Consider the following 17,089-nt stretch of genomic DNA (forward strand, 5'->3'; position numbering starts at 1 on the left):
ATACTTTAAATCTGCTCAACTTCATACCGCTGTGGCAGTAGTTAAGTGTTTAATCAATATAGTCACTCATTGAACACTCAAAACAGTTTACGACTGTATACTTAAATTATTTCGTGTATAATAAGTCATCTTTATATCTATCTTTTTTATTCATGGTTATTATCTTATTAAAACAAACTAAATAAATAACGTTGATCGACTCAAAAGGAAATATTATGCTACTGCAAGGACAACGGTTCGTCGTCACTGGTATTGCCAGCAAGCTCTCTATTGCTTGGGCTATCGCAGAGGCGTTGCATCGCGAAGGCGCGTCACTCATCTTAACTTATCCTAATGATAAGATTAAGAAACGCGTTGATATGGCTGCGGAGAAGTTCGAAGCGGACTTGGTATTAGAGTGTGATGTGGCTTCTGATGAGTCTATCGCGGCGTGTTTTGAGCAAGTCACCGCACATTGGGGCGACGGTATCGATGGTGTGGTACATGCGATCGGCTTTGCCCCGATGGATCAACTCGATGGTGATTTTGTTAGCGCCACAACGCGTGAAGGCAGCCATATTGCGCATGATATCTCCAGCTATAGTTTCGTCGCGCTAGCCAAAGCAGCACGAGAGCTTTTGGCCATGCGTCACGGCTCAATGCTGACCTTGACTTATGAAGGTAGTATTTCGGTATTGCCAAATTACAACGTCATGGGTATGGCAAAAGCCAGTCTTGAAGCCAGCGTTCGCTATCTAGCGACCTCTATGGGCGGCGAAGGTATCCGCGTCAATGCTATTTCTGCAGGTCCTATCCGCACGCTTGCTGCCAGTGGTATTAAGTCTTTCCGTAAAATGCTGGATATTAGCGAAAAAATTGCACCGCTACAGCGTAATGTCAGCCAAACAGAAGTGGGAAATGCGGCTTTATTTTTACTGTCGCCTTGGGCTTCAGGTATCACTGGTGAGATTATGTTCGTTGACGCTGGTTTTAATACTGTTGCGATCAGTGAGCAATTAATGATGCTTGATGAGCCACAGCAGTAATTGTTTAAAAGGTCTTTAATTGTGTTTTATCAGGGTGTGTTGAATATTCAATATGCTCTAATTCTTGAGATTTATAAAATCCATTGACCATGACAAACCTTTAGTGCAATCATAGTAATGACAGAGAAGGCAGCCAACCGGCTGTCTTTTTTGGTTATACTACGGGCTTTTTGGTAACAAGCCTTTAGGTGCTAGATATGATAACCAAATTACCAAGGTGGATATTGTGGGGCGGTGCTGTACTTGCCTTTAGTGCGGGCTGCCTCAATACGGCAGCATTAATGGGATTTACCAATTTATCCGTGTCGCATGTCACTGGTAATGTGAGCCTATTTGCTGCCGCTATTGCTCATTTTGATGCCATTAGTATTCTATATATAGGCGCGTCGTTGTTATCATTTTTGGCAGGGTCAATATTGAGCGGTTTTGTCATTGGGCAAAGCTCATTGAAGTTAGGACGGCGCTATGGGCGGGCATTATATATCGAAGCTGCGTTACTGCTGATCAGCTATCTACTTTATAAAGAGCATGATTACTTTGGGCAATTAGCTGCAGCCATGGCGTGCGGATTACAGAATGCGATGGTGGCGACTTATAGCGGCGCAGTCATTCGTACCACTCATCTAACGGGTCTAACGTCAGACATGGGTGCTGCTATCGGTAATTGGCTAGCAGGACGTTCAATCAGTAAGCCGACATTGGGCTTTCAGGCGATTATTTGGTATTGCTTTTGCGGTGGCGGGGTAGTGGGTGCGTTTTTATATGCCAAAATTGGCTATGGCGCATTGTTTGTACCGATCACTATCGTGCTAACGGCGGCATTTGTCTATAACTATGCCTCAGATCATTTGCCAGAACAGAGACCACCACAAGCAAAAAAGCGCTCATCAGCAAGATAGGCGCTTTTAGACTATATTTTATGGCTTTTTATACCGAACCGAACTATTTATCTTCTTCTGGATTGTGATCTTCATGTTCGTGCATACCTTGCATCATATCTAAGGCAGAGTCATCAGTACGTTGTTGGTCTTTTTTATCTAGACCATCTTGATTGATATCCTTCGGTGCCATCTTCGTGGTTGCATCCGTTTTATTTGGGTCTGTCATAACGTGCTCCTGTTTGTTTTTGTTAACTGCCAATAAAAATAGCTATATGCAATATTTATGGGCGTTTGGTTTTATTTCACATAGTAAGTATGAGATAGAGCTACCTTGTTGTACAGGTACGGTGTAGGCTTGTTTAGTGACGATGTGTAACGAGGTATCACTGGGATGCTGATGATTTCTGTTCAATGTCATTTACAATAGCAGAGAATAGGTTTCGAAATAAATTGCTGTTAGCAATTATGATTAAAAGTTATCTTTATATTTTAGTTTTTTCAACGTCTTTGAGGACAATAAGGATATGTTATGTCAGAGCAAAAGTTAGACAGCCATCTTCCTGATGATGGCAATGAGTATTTATTTACCGACACCTTTCCAAAGGGTACAGGTAAAGGGCTGATAGTGGTCATCATCGCTGCCATTATCAGTATGATTATTTATAACGTGTTGCCGTTCGATATCAATGCCAATAAAGGCTTGGCCCTGCTGTTCTTCATCGGTGTGTTATGGCTGACAGAAGCGCTACATGTGACCATTACTGCGCTATTAGTGGTGGTGGTTGGCGCACTGATTGGTATACCAGAGTTCGATGCCGAAATCGGCTTGCAGAGTTTTGCTAACCCAACGATTTACTTGTTTTTTGGTGGTTTTGCTTTGGCTGCCGCTTTGCATGTACAGCAATTGGACAAAAAAATTGCGCTAAAAATTCTATCCATGTCAGGTGGCAAGCTTGGCACGGCTGTATTTTTAATATTTGGGGTCACTGCATTTTTGTCGATGTGGATATCGAACACTGCCACAGCTGCGATGATGCTGCCTCTTGCGCTCGGTATCCTGACGCAGGTTGACCGCGAAAAAGATCGCGGTACGTTTGTGTTTGTATTATTGGGTATCGCTTACTCTGCCAGTTTGGGTGGTCTGGGTACGATTGTTGGTTCACCGCCTAACGCCATCGCGGCAAAAGCGCTTGATATTGCGTTTATCGATTGGATGAAATTCGGTATTCCAATGATGTTAGTGCTATTGCCGTTATTGTTAGGTGCAATGTATTTGTTCCTGAAACCCAATCTTAATCGTACGGTCGTCCTTGTCGAAGAGGAACCTATTGAATGGAATAAACCTCGGGTAGTGACTATTATTGTCTTTATCGTGACAGCACTCAGCTGGATATTCTCCAAAAAAATCGGTGCGGCACTTGATATCACTGATACTGACGCTGTTATTGCCTTGTCAGCAGCTGCAGCGGTGGTGAGCTTAGGGCTCGTGTCATGGAAGCAAGTCTCTGACAACACCGACTGGGGCGTGCTCATGTTGTTCGGTGGTGGTATCGCACTATCAACAATCTTGAAAGTTTCTGGCGCCTCCTTAGTGCTAGGCGAGACCGTGGCTAATGCTTTATCCTCTGCACCGCTTATTATCGTGATGATTGCGGTATCGGCATTTATTATCTTCTTGACAGAGTTTGCGTCTAATACTGCCTCTGCCGCATTATTAGTACCGGTATTTGCTGCTATTGCTGAGCAGATGGGTTTGCCCCATGAAGTGTTGGTATTGGTCATCGGTATTGGAGCCTCTTGTGCCTTCATGCTTCCTGTCGCCACACCACCAAACGCGATTGTATTTGGTACGGGGCTTATCAAGCAGTCAGAGATGATACGTACTGGTATCATTCTCAATATCATCGCCACCTTTGTAGTAGGGCTGTGGGCGTATTTTTTCTTAATTTAGCCTTATAATAATCTGACTATAAAACCATTAAACCCGATGTTTGAGTTACTCTCAAGCATCGGGTTTTTTGTTTCCTTTTAGGTTTAATGACTGTATAACATAATCAATAACGTCATCTCATTAAACGGATTTAATAAAAATGGCAAAACGTCTAACGAAAATCATGGTCTTTATTGTTTTGGGGCTACTTGTTTTATTGATAGCTTTAATCGCACTTTATTGGGCGGCCGACAGAAGCGTCGCCGACCTAGAGCGCTGGCAACTGCCCAATAGTGAGTTTATAGACGTGCAAGGGATGCAGGCGCATGTGATCAAATCGCCAAGATGCACAGCCTATCCGAGCAAAAATGCCGTAGAAAATGAGATAGAATCTGATCTTAATAGTGTTAAAACCATTGAGAGCTCTAAAACTATCGTATTACTACATGGCACTTCAGCAAGTTTGCATACGTGGCAGGGCTGGACACGTGAGTTAAGTGATGACTATTGTGTCATCAGCATGGATCTGCCGGGGTTTGGCTTGACCGGCCCTTATACCGATGAATCCACTCAGTATGACAGTGCTAATTATGCTAAGTTTGTCATTGATGTGCTTGATCATTTAGAAGTGGGTCGCGTGACGTTAGCAGGCAACTCGCTGGGTGGTAAAATCGCGTGGCGTACTGCGGCATTATATCCTGAGCGGGTTAATAAACTCATATTGATCGATGCAGTTGGCTACCCTGCAACGCCAAAACAGGTGCCTATTGGTTTTAAACTGGCGAAATACCCCATATTGACTCCACTGCTTAGCCGTGTGCTACCGCGTGATGTTGTGAAAAAAAGTATCTTAAGCGTCTACGCGGACGACAGCAAAGTCGATGAGGCTTTAGTGGATCGTTATTACGATTTGACTTTGCGTCAAGGCAACCGTCTGGCGCTAAACCGCCGCTTGCTGGAGATGGATAACACGGCAAATCAAGCACAAATCAAACAATTGGATTTACCAACCCTCATCTTATGGGGTGCGCAAGACGACCTAATCCCAGTAGAAAACGCCAAACGGTTTCATCGAGATATCGCTAATAGCCAGTTAAAGGTATTTGATAATTTGGGACATGTACCACACGAAGAGGATTCCGTAGCGACGGTTAAAGTAGTACAGCAGTTTTTGGTTGGTGAACAAATAGATGAATAATCCAAAAAACAAACGAATAACGACAATAGCCGCTGTTTCAGACATTCATAGCAACGTCTTCGCGCTTGAAGCTGTGTTGGCTGATATCAAACGTCGCGATATCGATCAAATTGTCAATCTGGGTGATATTTTATACGGACCTATTGCCCCTAAAGATACCTATGCGCTTCTCATGGCGCATCAGAACGATATCATTACGATTCGAGGTAATCAGGATAGACAGATTTATGAAGCGACAGCGGCGGATATTGCTGATAACGCAACCATGGCTTTTATCCTTGAAGACTTACCTAAAGTAGCGGTTGAATGGATGCAAGCTTTGCCGTTTGATTATCATGTCAGTGAAGATGTATATCTATGCCACGGGTCACCAACCGATGACATGGTATATATGCTCGAGAATATCGAAACAGGGCAGCCGATAGTACGTGATGACGCAGATATTCTGACATTGCTTAACAGTATTGAGAGTGCCGTTATCATCTGTGGTCATACTCATATCCCACGTACCGTTACGCTATCGACAGGGCAAACGATAGTCAATACAGGTAGCGTTGGTTATCCAGCCTATGAAGATAATTTGCCTATCGCGCATAAAATGCAAACCTATTCGCCCCATGCTAGTTACGCACTTATTAAAAAATGCGTTGGTGCTGAGCAAGGTACTATACAAAGTACTAAGCAAGATACAAGCTGGCAAGTTGAGCATATCAAAGTGCCTTACGATTATGAAGCTGCGGCTAAATTTGCTGCAATGAACGGTCGTGAAGATTGGGCGTTTGCGCTAAGGACAGGGCGGGTGTTATAACTATAAAAACAGCTAAATAATTTTTAGAGCAAATTGATTACAAGTTCCATATACCCAATAAGGATTGCATAAGATGCCAACACTATTTATGGTGCAACTTGGTGGTCGTCCAAAAGGTCGTTTGATTGAGCAGCATGACATGTTTTTTGGTGTGGCCAATCAGGTGAGCGAGTTGATAGAGGATATTAATCACCATTGGCCTGAAGTCAAAAATAAATGGCACATCGACTCGTATCGCGCTATTACTAAGGTTGGTAATCACTCGATAAAGTTAGTCGAATCAGCAATTAGAGATAGCAATAATGGTTTAAAACTGTTCTTTATTAATTTAGGCGGCTATCAGCAGGGGAGCTTCGAAGAGTTTCATTACAAACTACTTATCGTTGCTGCCACTCAAGCAGAGGCTATCAAACAAGCCAAACAGAGTGCATTTTATAAAGAATTTACTTTTAAAGATAAAGATTCACCTTTCGATGCCGCGTCGCATATTGATGATAAATTTGCGGTGGATATCGATGATATTTATAACGTTAATGATCTTATCTCAAACGTACAGATTTTAATTGAACCTATTGCTCATGATAGTCATGCACTTGCAAAAACCGACGATGATAAAGAGTACGTCGGTTACCTCAGTATTAAGAATTTAAGGAAGTTGACATAATATGGCTTTAAATATGTACTTTAAGAACGGCATAATTCGCAAAACGCGCTGCCAAATCTCTGATGAGCTAGTACCCGCCCTATATCAGATTCATGATAATGGCAGTTTTCCACAGTTGACATGGTTGATTGATAATCTTTATGACAATCCGCAGATTCAACCTGATATTGCTCAAGCATTGGCTGATGAGATGGTAGGGTTTGAAAAGTTAATACTCTCGCTACACCTACCTTTTCCTAGGGTGCCACTGCAAAATTTGCAGACCTTTTTTACGGGAGCTGCGACTAGTCGACAGCTCATTCATACCAGTAACGCTTAATTTTACTTTTTAGGCCGTTTTCATTAGTTTTAGGGCGTGCTTGATGGCTTAACCAGGGCATCAAAATAGCTATTACATTATCAATGCCATCAAAGCTAGGGCTCTCAAAACTGATAAAAGATTTCAATGTGCAAACCAAGCACTATAACCATCTTGAATCATGCCCAAATTACCCCCATAATCTAACCACTTCCAAATAATAAATAGCCTAAGTAAATATGTCCAATACTTCTAAAAATGTCTCAGAAATGCCTACTGAAAACACCGCCAATGAACGAAACGCCAGTGCCTTTAGCCCCAATCAGCCAAGCAATGAATCAAGTAAAGCTGTTAACCCAAATAATGATGACTCAAATCTTACGCTACACACTGATAACACATCTTCGCACGCTAAAGTTGCCACTGACTTACCCGTACTAGCAAAAGACAGCTACTATCTAAGTCGCTTAGAGCGTGAGCTGGCGCGTGCAGCTGTTGCTAAGAATAAGAAAGCCAGTAGCAATTCTGATAATAAAGCAGTTGATGAGCTAGCTAAAAAACGCGCGCAGTACGACAAAATCAAAACCCGCTCGCAGCAAGCGGTGCAGGCACGTATGGATAGTATTCCTGAAAATTTACCTGCTAAGTTAAATCTTGATCTGCCCGTTAGCCAACGTGGTGATGACTTAATTCAGGCTATTATCGATAACCAAGTCATTATCGTCGCAGGGGAGACGGGCTCTGGTAAAACAACGCAATTGCCGAAATTGGCAATGCTAGCAGGACGTGGTATTACTGGACAGATAGGGCATACCCAACCAAGGCGACTAGCGGCTAGAAGTGTAGCAAACCGTATCGCTGAAGAATTGGGCGAGCAGCTTGGTAATACGGTCAGTTTTAAAATTCGCTTCAATGAGCAGGGTACGGCGCAATCGGTCGTGAAGCTCATGACGGATGGTATCTTGCTGGCTGAATTAGGGCATGATCGATTTTTAAGTAAATATGACACCATCATCATTGATGAGGCGCATGAGCGTAGCTTAAATATTGACTTTATTATGGGTTATCTGAAAAAGCTATTGCCTAAGCGCCCTGATTTAAAAGTCATTATCACTTCTGCAACGCTCGACACCAAGCGCTTTAGCGAATATTTTAGCCGTTATGATAATAAACTAAAACGTAACGTACCAGCCCCGATTTTTAATGTCGAAGGGCGCAGCTTTCCCGTCGAAGTTCGCTATCGTCCGCTGACTGATGAGCCAGTAAACAGCTCGGATGATGACAGCTACGATGATTTTGAAGAAAATCTGCCGCGTGCGGTTGTGGCTGCGGTAGAGGAATGCTTTGGTGATGCACAAAGCAAAGGTCATGCTGACCAAGCAGATATCTTGATATTTGCCGCCACTGAAGCAGAAATTCGTGAACTCCAAGAGGTACTTGAACGTCATGGACCCAAGCATACCGAAGTACTGCCACTATTTGCACGGCAGACTTATGAAGAGCAGCAGCGTATTTTTCAGCCCTCAGGTCGAGGTCGACGTATTGTGATCGCGACCAACGTCGCTGAGACTGCGCTGACCGTACCCGGCATTCGCTATGTCATTGACTTAGGATTTGCGCGGATTTCACGCTATTCATATCGCTCACGCGTACAGCGTTTACCGATTGAGGCGATTTCACAAGCGGCTGCCAATCAGCGCAAAGGTCGCTGTGGTCGTGTCGCGCCGGGTGTTTGTATTCGTCTTTATAGTGAAGAGGACTTTACTGGTCGTCCTGAGTTTACGGAACCTGAGATTCTGCGTACCAACTTGGCGTCGGTTATTTTACAGATGGCAAACCTGCGCTTAGGTAGTGTGGATGATTTTGCCTTTATTGAACCACCTGATAGCCGCTTGGTTACTGATGGGCATAAACTGCTCGATGAATTAGGCGCGATTACGTCTAAAGATGAAGACGCTTCTGCTAAGCAAACCAACAAGCCAAAAGCAAAAAAAGGTCTCGATCATCTAAGCCTGACGCCTACTGGTCAAAAGATGGCACGTATGCCAATCGATCCAAGGCTAGCACGTATGCTAGTTGCCGGTAGCGATTTTGACTGTATTCGAGAGATGCTTATCGTGGTTGCCGCGCTTGCTGTACAAGATCCTCGCGAGCGCCCTGCCAATAAGCGTCAACAAGCGGATCAGAAGCATGCAGAATTTCGCCAAGATGACTCAGATTTCTTATTTTATCTAAGCCTGTGGAAAGCTTTGTTTGAAACCGATGAAGACGGCAACAAGCTCTCTGGTAATCAACGCAAGCAATTCACGAAGAAAAACTATCTGAGCTTTCCGCGGGTGCGTGAATGGAGTCAAACTCATCGCCAGTTGGTGCAAATGGTCACTGACCTTAAGCTGACCGATATTAAACAGGCAAAAACTACGGATACGTTAAAAAACGTTACTAATGATCCAACGGCGATTGATGATGAAGAAATCAAAGCGGTCAAATATGCCAATTTACATCGCGCATTATTAACAGGTCTGTTGTCTACCATCGCCCACAAGACTGAAAATCGTGGTGAATATCTAGCCGCGCGCCAGCAAAAAGCTAAAATCTTCCCAGCGAGTACGGTATTTAAACAGATACCACCTTGGGTCATGGCGTTTGAAGTCGTAGAAACGTCGCAAGTCTTTATGCGTACCGTTGCCAAAATTGAACCAGAATGGATTATCTCAGCGGCAGGTGATTTATTAAAATATCACTACTTTGAGCCGCATTGGTCGAAAAAGACGGGGCGTGTCAAAGCTTACGCTCAGATCAGCTTATTTGGTTTGATTATTATCAGTAAGCAGCTGACCAATTACGAGCAAGTCAATCTAAGTGAATCGCGGGAAATCTTTATCCGTGATGGTTTGGTCACGGGTAACTTGGGTCGCCAAGCGCCATTCTTGCAGCACAACATGGACAAAATCGCTCATGTTGAGCGTATCGAAGACAAGCTGCGCCGTCGTGACTTACTCGTCGATGAAGAGACGCTATACCAGTTCTACGACAAAAAAATCCCTGAGCATGTCGCCAGTCGCAAGGCCTTTGAAGACTGGCGGGCTGAGGTTGAAAAAACTGATACCAAGCATCTATTCTTCACCGATGATGACGTGCTCAATAGTCAAGCACCGACCACAGGTGACTTTCCTGAAGTGTGGCAGTTGGGTGATTTAAAGCTGCCGCTACGTTATGTCTTCGATCCGGCGAGCGATGACGATGGAGTGACGATTCGCGTGCCACTCGTTGCGCTACCGCAGCTAGATGCTATCGAGCTGTTATGGGGCGTACCTGGTTGGCGTTTTGAGTTGGTATTGCAATTACTTAAGTCATTACCCAAAGATATCCGCCGTCAAATCGTACCAATTCCTGACACCGCTGATAGCTTGTTTGATGAATTGCAGCCCGCTGGTGGACAAGGTTTGCTTAAGCAGCTTTGCCAAGCCTTAAATCGTCGCGGCATTATGTCGGTGACAGCAGACAATTTTAATCCCTCTAGTATCGATCGTTATTTGCAGCCGCAAATCTGTGTGGTCGATGACAAAAACCGTATTATCGAAAAAGGTCGCGACCTACATACGCTACAAATTCGCCATGCTAGTGAAACCAGACAAGCCGTGAATGAGCAGCAAGGCACGCATACCGAATTCCCTGAGCACTTTGCCTTTAGCAAAAACCATCACAGTGCAGGCGTGGTGATGAAGCAATTTGCCGCCTTGGTCGCTGACGAGGCTGGCGAGGCAGTATCGATTCATCAGTATACCGATGTAAACGCTGCATTGCAGGCGCATCGTATCGGCGTTTTGACTTTAATCAAAGGCAAGCTTGGCGCGAAGAAAAAACAACTGACCAGTCAAATAGACAAGATATTCAAACTGGCATTTGCGCCCCTTGGCGATATGGAAGCCCTAAAAACTATCGTTATCGATGCGACACTAGATGCTACACTCGAAGAGCACTATGTCTTGTTTAACCATAGTGACGCCTTGCCAGAGAGCGCTGATGATATCGCTGTTTGCTTAAGCGAGGAGCTGCCGTTCACGCCAGAGGAGTATGGGCAAACACTTGAAGTTGTGTTGAGCAACTTCTTATTGACTGGTCAAGCGGTCATAAAAACCCTTAAAAATGTCTATACCCGCTGGCAGCGTATCCGTCAGAGTTTGCTCATGCTCGATCGGGAGATATTTGGTGAATCTATCGAAGACATCGAAGATCAGTTGGAAGATTTGCAATTGGCTAACTTCGTCTATCGCATGGATTATAGCCATTGGCAGCAGTATCCGCGCTATCTAGAGGCGCTGGAGGTTCGCATTGAGCGCCTTGAGCACAACTTAGATGCCGACCTCGACGGTGTCTATGCGCTAGATTTGCATATGGAGCGACTGTCAGGTCGCGCCAACAATGAGTCTATCAGCGAGTACCGCTGGATGGTCGAGGAATATCGAATCCAGCTATTCGCCCAGCCGATGAAAACCCGTATGGCGGTATCACCGAAGCGTCTAAGCAAGATGTGGGATAAAGTGAGTTAAGGCTCGATTTGAGTTTTAAAACTTGCTAATTGACAATATATGACAATTGCCTGATATAGCCCTTTAATCTAGTCGATAATATTTGATTAAAGTAAAGGGCTATTCTTTTTTTAAAACAGAGTTTTTTTGATTTTATTCCATAAATTGGTTTAGTTTTTTTAGTAGGATAAAAAAATAATGATTAAAGGTAGATTGCTAATATTAGGGTTTATATCAACTATATTTATGAGCACAGGTTGTGATGAAACACAGGCCAGTAACAACAGTGACGTGAAAGCAGTTGCGCCAGAAAGTACGGAAAAAGAAGTGCAGCTACGGGGTAAGTACAAAAGAAGCTTTGAGATTCATGAATTAGTTTCTAATGGCATCACTTACTATGTGTCGGATCCAAAGCAGTTATTAATAAAAGATTCAAAAAGTATAAATCAAAAAGGCTATTACAAATATTTTGAAACTTGCGTCGTTGGCAAGATTAGTTCTATGGGTAAATATGGTCCTCTAGGTAAATATCAAAAGCAAATAACGGTTCGTAGCATTTGTACGTAGTGTGAGTAGGGTGCGTCCAACGCACCAATTTCATTAGATCTGTTTCTTATCAGTTCGCTTATTACACTTCACGTGAACTCTAACATTTAAAAAATACCATTTGTTCAGAAGTACTTATAATGAAACAGCTAAGGCGGCACTAGGTTACCTTAGCTATTAGTTTCAACCATTCAGGTTTCCTTTTACCACACCCATGCTATAAGCCAAGAAAGCAATGAATGTTAAAAAGACGATAAAAGGTGTAAACAGCCATATCGTAATATTGATGAGTAAGGGAGATAAGAAGCCATCGAACATATCGAAATCGAGCCTTAACGAGTCACTCAATACGTCAATTGCCCGCTTGGAAATGGGAAATAGCAATGTGCTTAGCGCTAACATATAGTTATATTTACCAAAATCAGGATCTGTCATTAATACGGCAAAGTAAAAGACCGAGTAAAAGACAATGCTTAAGGCCCAGCATTTGAGAGTGTAGCTTAAACGAATCATAGTAGCTCCTCACGAAATATGCTTGTGATTAACCTAGAAATAACGGTGTTTTGATAATCCTAAATGCATAGATACTCTATATATGTTATATTATGAATATATAGGTCAAGTCAACTGTTATTTTTTTGATTAGGATATTTCATGAGTGATTCGATTGAGAAGTTGAGTCGTCTAAGCGGCTCCTTGACGTGAATACGTAAAATAATAAAATGAAGTCAAAAGCTACACTGATCTAGAAGAAAAAAGTTATCAAAGTCTGAGTGTTATTTCATAATGTATACACCAGACAGATAGCGAACGGGTCAACCAATCACTTTTGGCGGTAAATAGATAGTAAACCTATTTAAAGGCTGAATAAGTACACTATAGGGGGTATTTTGCTCTGAAAGAGTGACAATGCCTAAGTCTGATAACAGCTTGAAATTGGCAGAAATCAAAGAGGCTGGCTGTACTTCAAGTCTTTTATGCCAGACCCGGTAAGTACCAAGCTTACCATCACGGCGATGATAAAATCCTGCCAGCGGATGGGTCAAATAAATAAGCGCCGATTCTGTATCAGGGAAGCCTGGGAACGAAAAATCATCCTCTGTATTTTGCGCAAGCGATACCGACGCCGCTGCCCATTCTGACTCAGCGTTTACCGAATACTTTACATACTTGCCAGTTGCGTCATCAAATTGACAATCAAAAGTCATTTTCGCGCTATGCCAAGGCAAACTCCATAAGTACCTTGGTACTGCTAATGTCCAAGAATCTAAAGTGGTGCCCAAAAACCATACGCAGCGCTCACCAGTCTTTTTATCTATGATATAGATACGATAGTTGGTCTGTCCCATGGTGAATGTTGGAAAAGGATAAACCGCAGAGGTAAAATCAACATCGATAAAGGGTACAATAGAGATCAAGCCTTTTTCTTCGCCGTCTATCATGACCGTATCGAGCTTGAACCTGTCAGGAAATATTCCCTCGAACCTGTCTACTGGCACTGCATACGTGATAATAGAAAAATGTTTTAATCCGCAGACAACGTCGATACCTGTGGGCTTAGGTCTCTTATATAAATAATCCTCAAAACGTCGTAATTCTTGCACGATATTTCCTTATATAATTATGATAATGGTTAAGGTTAAGGTTAAGGTTAAGGTTAAGGTTAAGGTTAAGATAATGAATCTATACCCTTTATAGCGCTCAAGGTGCGTCAGTTATTAATTAAGCTCACTGCTCGGACTGACTCCAAACAAACGCTTGTATTCACGGCTAAATTGACTAGGGCTTTCATAGCCTACCTGCATGGCGACTTGCGAAACTTGTGATTCATCACGTTGAATAAGCTGCCTCGCTGCCATCAAGCGTAGGCTTTTTTGGTATTGCAGCGGACTTAACTGGGTAATCTCTTTAAAATGCTGATGGAACCCTGAGACACTCATGCCACATTTACTGGCCAACTCTTCAATGATGACAGGTTCGCTCAAATGTGCTTTGAGCCAATCCGTTGCTTGGCTGATACGATGCGTATGACTGCCATTGACGACGAGCTGTCGCAATTTATTGCCTTGCTGTGCTGAGAGCAGTCGGTAGTAGATTTCTTGTTGAATTAATTTAGATAAAAATTCGATATCGTTTGGATAATCGAGCAAGTTGATGAGTCTCTCAAAAGCGGCGAGTAGGGTGTTATCCAAATGCCATTTTATACCCAGATGCTTTTCTTCTGTATTTCGTACGGGCGGTATCTGGGCCAATATTTCTCTAATCATGGCAAGGTCTAACTTCATAGACAGCACAATGACAGGATTGTCTACTGAGGCGTGCTTGACATGCATACTCAGAGGAATATTTACGGGGCAAAACATCAAATTACTATTATCAAATCTTTGGCAATCATTTCCTAAATAGATCTCTCGCTCACCTTGCAACACAATACAAATACTAGGCTCTTGAATATAGCTGACGGTTCTATTGGGTCTATCTGCACAGTAAAAAAATAAACCAGCAATAGCAGACTCGATGGTTTGATTCTTGGGCAGTATGTTAAGTAGTTGCACAATCGTTGTTGGCTGCATCATAGTTATCTTAGATAATAGCTTCTTAATGGATGGATTATAAGCTTGCTGTCTCTTATAATGTGTTTCTGATGTCATTAATGGCTTAATCATATAATTATTTATAGAATTAGGCAATAAGTTTGGAGGACTGTTCTAACGCTTTGAGGTGAGAGTGCCTATAATAACTTTATTGAAACGAAACAAGCACGACTTCTAATAACATCAAACAAGGAATATATTATGAAAATTTTTTACAAAACTCGCGCAACAGCAACCGGTGGTCGTTCTGGACATACAGGCTTAGATGATGGCTCATTAGGCTTTGACTTGGTCTCTTTTCAAGAGCAAGACAAAGAGGGTGTCAATCCAGAGCAGCTTTTTGCGATGGGCTACGCGGCCTGTTTTGATAGTGCCTTGAACCTGACGGCGCAACACATGAAACTGCCGATCACGGCTTCGAAAACCTCTACCCAAGTTGGTATTGGCATGAAGCAAGATGGCAGCTATAACTTAGATATAGATTTATACGTTGAAGTGTCTGGTATCGACGAAGCACAAGCGCAAACGTTGATTGAAGCAGCCCATCAAGTCTGCCCATACTCCAATGCCACGCGTGGTAATGTTGATGCACGCCTGCACGTGACCGTTGTCTAATATAAGCTCTATGCAGTAGAGTGCTTATATTTTAAAAACGCCAGTAGCTTAAGTTACTGGCGTTTTTTTCGTCATCAATAAATATGATTTTCAGATGGAGGCACCACAATAAACAGCGATTTTATTACGCAACCAATCATAATATCTCTATCGTCATAGCTCGTAATGCGTATTATCTGGAATCACGGTCATTTTTATGCCGCCCCATGTGACCAATACCACGCCAATGGCTATTAATGAAGCGCCTAATAACAGACCTTCTGGTGGACTTTCCCCTTGCAGAAAAATAGCCACTGGCACACCAACGATGGCGCCGACTGACCCCAATAAACTCAATAGCACAGGACCGCCTGTTTTTTGTAATAAAAACAGCAGTAAAAACTGCCCAGCGAAGATAAAGGCTTGTAGCACAATCAAACCTAGCGGCAGTAATGCGTCCGTTGGCACCGTAAGCGAGAAGTTTGGCAATATACCGACCAGACCTAATAAGATAGCGGCGACAATGAGCATGCCAGGCGCCAACGAGCTGGGAGAAGCTGCGTCTGGCCAGCGCAAGGTGCGATATATATTACCAATCGCTAGCAAAACAGGGCCACAAAGCGCGAGTAAAATCCAAAAAATACTGGCATCAGGGGCCGAAAACTTACGGATGGCTAAGACACCGACACCGCCTAGTGCTGCTGCTACGCCAAGGGCACGCACGATATTAAATCTCTCCATACGCATAAATAACGCACCAAGATAGGTGAGCAGTGGGGGCAAAGCGATCATTAAGGCCACGAAGCCTGCACCAACTTGTGGAATGGCGGAAAAGAAAATCAGGTTGGAGCCTGCGACACTGACAAGGGCAGCGACCGAATAATATTCCAAGCTACGTAGCGTCAGCGGCGGCAAATCACGTCGCACAATCGTTACGACCAATAATAGGAGCGCTGCACCAGTAATCGACCAAAAAAGAAAGGCGAGCGGCGATAAGCCAATTTGCCCAGCAACCTTGGCCAGATTGGTAGAAATTCCGATCAATCCGCCACCGGCCAACAGGCAAATCACTGGGATCAACCATATGTGCTTGTTAGACAGCGAGTTATGACTGGTTGATTCACTCATGAGCTATCCTATAGTCAGTCCCAAATAAAATGAGTACAAGTATTACAACGTGGCACTGGTATAAATTTTCCTTGCTCGCTGTGTCTGCGTAGTTTCGATGCTACAAAAAATTTATATCAGTAGCCAGTTTATGACTCTTTATTCATAGAGAGACCAATTAATTAACTAGAATCATTCCACTATAAAAGCATTACTGCGTTAACCTCGCTTGACGTATCAAATATACATCTACACTCGGTTGCCTTGTAATGCTTTTAAATTGAATCGACTATATTGCACAATAGACGCTCATAAAAAATGCCAGTAGCGTAAGTTATGGGCGCTACTGGCATTTTTGTTTTTAACGAGTATTACATACTGTCAGTCATTTTATTATTATTGATTATACTTGACAGTTTACGCTGTACTGCTGTCCGTTATCTGAGCTGATGGTCATAATGCCATAATCAGCCTTGGTGTGCCAATCGAATGTCGTTTTAGGGTTGGTGTCATTTACATAACGAGCACCAGAACCTGATACCACTTGCTTTAACGATATTTTTGCATTGTTTAAGCCGACTTTAGGTAGCGAGACGTTTAAGTTAGCAATTTGACCATTTGCGGTATAGGCGGCTGTCACTTTGCCGTTGTCTTCGCACGTTAATGTCTGAACTTGGTTGCTTGCACTGCCACTTGCTGTGGTTGTAGTTGTTGTTGGAGCGTTAGTGGCACAGGCCGCTAGAAGTACAGCAAAAGGCGCAACAGCTAATAGTTTTTTCATAATATTCCTTAATATTGTTAATGATTGTTTGTAATTTCACAAAGCAATATCATACAGTAAACTTTGTTATTTCGTGTTGTGGTTCGAGTTTATAGCGTAACGTTTACTTTCTTTATTACAAATAATGGGAC

Annotated in this window: 16 protein-coding genes; 10 read left to right on the plus strand and 6 right to left on the minus strand. The window is 43.0% G+C overall.

The window, feature by feature from the left end; genetic code table 11:
* Positions 1-215 precede the first annotated feature (215 nt).
* Both AAEY79_RS02690 and AAEY79_RS02695 read left to right on the plus strand, forming a co-directional pair.
* On the plus strand, positions 216-1,025 hold the full coding sequence (locus AAEY79_RS02690) for an enoyl-ACP reductase (protein WP_025651168.1): 810 nt from the start codon (positions 216-218) through the stop codon (positions 1,023-1,025).
* 197 nt (positions 1,026-1,222) lie between these two features.
* Positions 1,223-1,924, plus strand: a complete 702-nt coding sequence (locus tag AAEY79_RS02695; RefSeq protein ID WP_201566451.1) for a YoaK family protein — start codon at positions 1,223-1,225, stop codon at positions 1,922-1,924.
* Positions 1,925-1,967: 43 nt separating this feature from the next.
* On the opposite strand, the gene AAEY79_RS02700 is transcribed toward AAEY79_RS02695, so the two are convergent.
* Positions 1,968-2,132: a hypothetical protein gene (locus tag AAEY79_RS02700; protein ID WP_173239989.1), complete on the minus strand. Its 165-nt coding sequence runs from the start codon at positions 2,130-2,132 to the stop codon at positions 1,968-1,970.
* Between the two features lie 303 nt (positions 2,133-2,435).
* Between AAEY79_RS02700 and AAEY79_RS02705 the strand changes: the two genes are divergently transcribed.
* The 7 genes from AAEY79_RS02705 to AAEY79_RS02735 all read left to right on the plus strand — a co-directional run bounded on the left by AAEY79_RS02705 (position 2,436) and on the right by AAEY79_RS02735 (position 11,903).
* Positions 2,436-3,857, plus strand: a complete 1,422-nt coding sequence (locus AAEY79_RS02705) for a DASS family sodium-coupled anion symporter (protein ID WP_201566454.1) — start codon at positions 2,436-2,438, stop codon at positions 3,855-3,857.
* A 139-nt stretch (positions 3,858-3,996) separates the two neighbouring features.
* Positions 3,997-5,034: an alpha/beta fold hydrolase gene (locus tag AAEY79_RS02710; RefSeq protein WP_201566456.1), complete on the plus strand. Its 1,038-nt coding sequence runs from the start codon at positions 3,997-3,999 to the stop codon at positions 5,032-5,034.
* Complete coding sequence (locus tag AAEY79_RS02715; RefSeq protein WP_352287127.1) at positions 5,027-5,842, plus strand: metallophosphoesterase family protein; 816 nt, start codon at positions 5,027-5,029, stop codon at positions 5,840-5,842. The genes AAEY79_RS02710 and AAEY79_RS02715 overlap by 8 nt, the downstream gene beginning before the upstream one ends.
* Positions 5,843-5,915: 73 nt before the next feature.
* The gene (locus tag AAEY79_RS02720) at positions 5,916-6,506 is read left to right on the plus strand and encodes a DUF1543 domain-containing protein (protein ID WP_201566460.1); all 591 of its coding nucleotides are present in this window, start codon (positions 5,916-5,918) and stop codon (positions 6,504-6,506) included.
* 1 nt (position 6,507) lies between these two features.
* The gene (locus AAEY79_RS02725) at positions 6,508-6,825 is read left to right on the plus strand and encodes a hypothetical protein (RefSeq protein ID WP_101212593.1); all 318 of its coding nucleotides are present in this window, start codon (positions 6,508-6,510) and stop codon (positions 6,823-6,825) included.
* 218 nt (positions 6,826-7,043) lie between these two features.
* Complete coding sequence (hrpA, locus tag AAEY79_RS02730; protein WP_352287131.1) at positions 7,044-11,357, plus strand: ATP-dependent RNA helicase HrpA; 4,314 nt, start codon at positions 7,044-7,046, stop codon at positions 11,355-11,357.
* A gap of 177 nt (positions 11,358-11,534) precedes the next feature.
* Positions 11,535-11,903 (plus strand): hypothetical protein, encoded by a 369-nt coding sequence (locus AAEY79_RS02735; protein ID WP_201566463.1) that lies wholly within the window; start codon positions 11,535-11,537, stop codon positions 11,901-11,903.
* 162 nt (positions 11,904-12,065) lie between these two features.
* On the opposite strand, the gene AAEY79_RS02740 is transcribed toward AAEY79_RS02735, so the two are convergent.
* From AAEY79_RS02740 to AAEY79_RS02750, 3 genes are all read right to left on the minus strand, one after another.
* Positions 12,066-12,395, minus strand: a complete 330-nt coding sequence (locus AAEY79_RS02740) for a hypothetical protein (RefSeq protein WP_201566465.1) — start codon at positions 12,393-12,395, stop codon at positions 12,066-12,068.
* Positions 12,396-12,697: 302 nt separating this feature from the next.
* Positions 12,698-13,486 (minus strand): DUF2071 domain-containing protein, encoded by a 789-nt coding sequence (locus AAEY79_RS02745; protein ID WP_227693071.1) that lies wholly within the window; start codon positions 13,484-13,486, stop codon positions 12,698-12,700.
* A gap of 114 nt (positions 13,487-13,600) precedes the next feature.
* Positions 13,601-14,458: an AraC family transcriptional regulator gene (locus tag AAEY79_RS02750; RefSeq protein ID WP_265088537.1), complete on the minus strand. Its 858-nt coding sequence runs from the start codon at positions 14,456-14,458 to the stop codon at positions 13,601-13,603.
* A 219-nt stretch (positions 14,459-14,677) separates the two neighbouring features.
* Here AAEY79_RS02750 and AAEY79_RS02755 point away from each other — a divergent pair, with 219 nt between their 5' ends.
* Positions 14,678-15,091, plus strand: a complete 414-nt coding sequence (locus AAEY79_RS02755; protein WP_173239998.1) for an organic hydroperoxide resistance protein — start codon at positions 14,678-14,680, stop codon at positions 15,089-15,091.
* 153 nt (positions 15,092-15,244) lie between these two features.
* On the opposite strand, the gene AAEY79_RS02760 is transcribed toward AAEY79_RS02755, so the two are convergent.
* Complete coding sequence (locus AAEY79_RS02760) at positions 15,245-16,198, minus strand: DMT family transporter (protein ID WP_201566469.1); 954 nt, start codon at positions 16,196-16,198, stop codon at positions 15,245-15,247.
* Positions 16,199-16,580: 382 nt separating this feature from the next.
* Positions 16,581-16,958, minus strand: coding sequence for an MliC family protein (locus AAEY79_RS02765; RefSeq protein WP_352287136.1), 378 nt, complete (start codon positions 16,956-16,958; stop codon positions 16,581-16,583).
* Between the last annotated feature and the right edge of the window lie 131 nt (positions 16,959-17,089).

This window comes from Psychrobacter sp. GW64-MNA-CIBAN-0177 (genome assembly GCF_040309585.1).
Lineage (GTDB): Bacteria > Pseudomonadota > Gammaproteobacteria > Pseudomonadales > Moraxellaceae > Psychrobacter > Psychrobacter okhotskensis.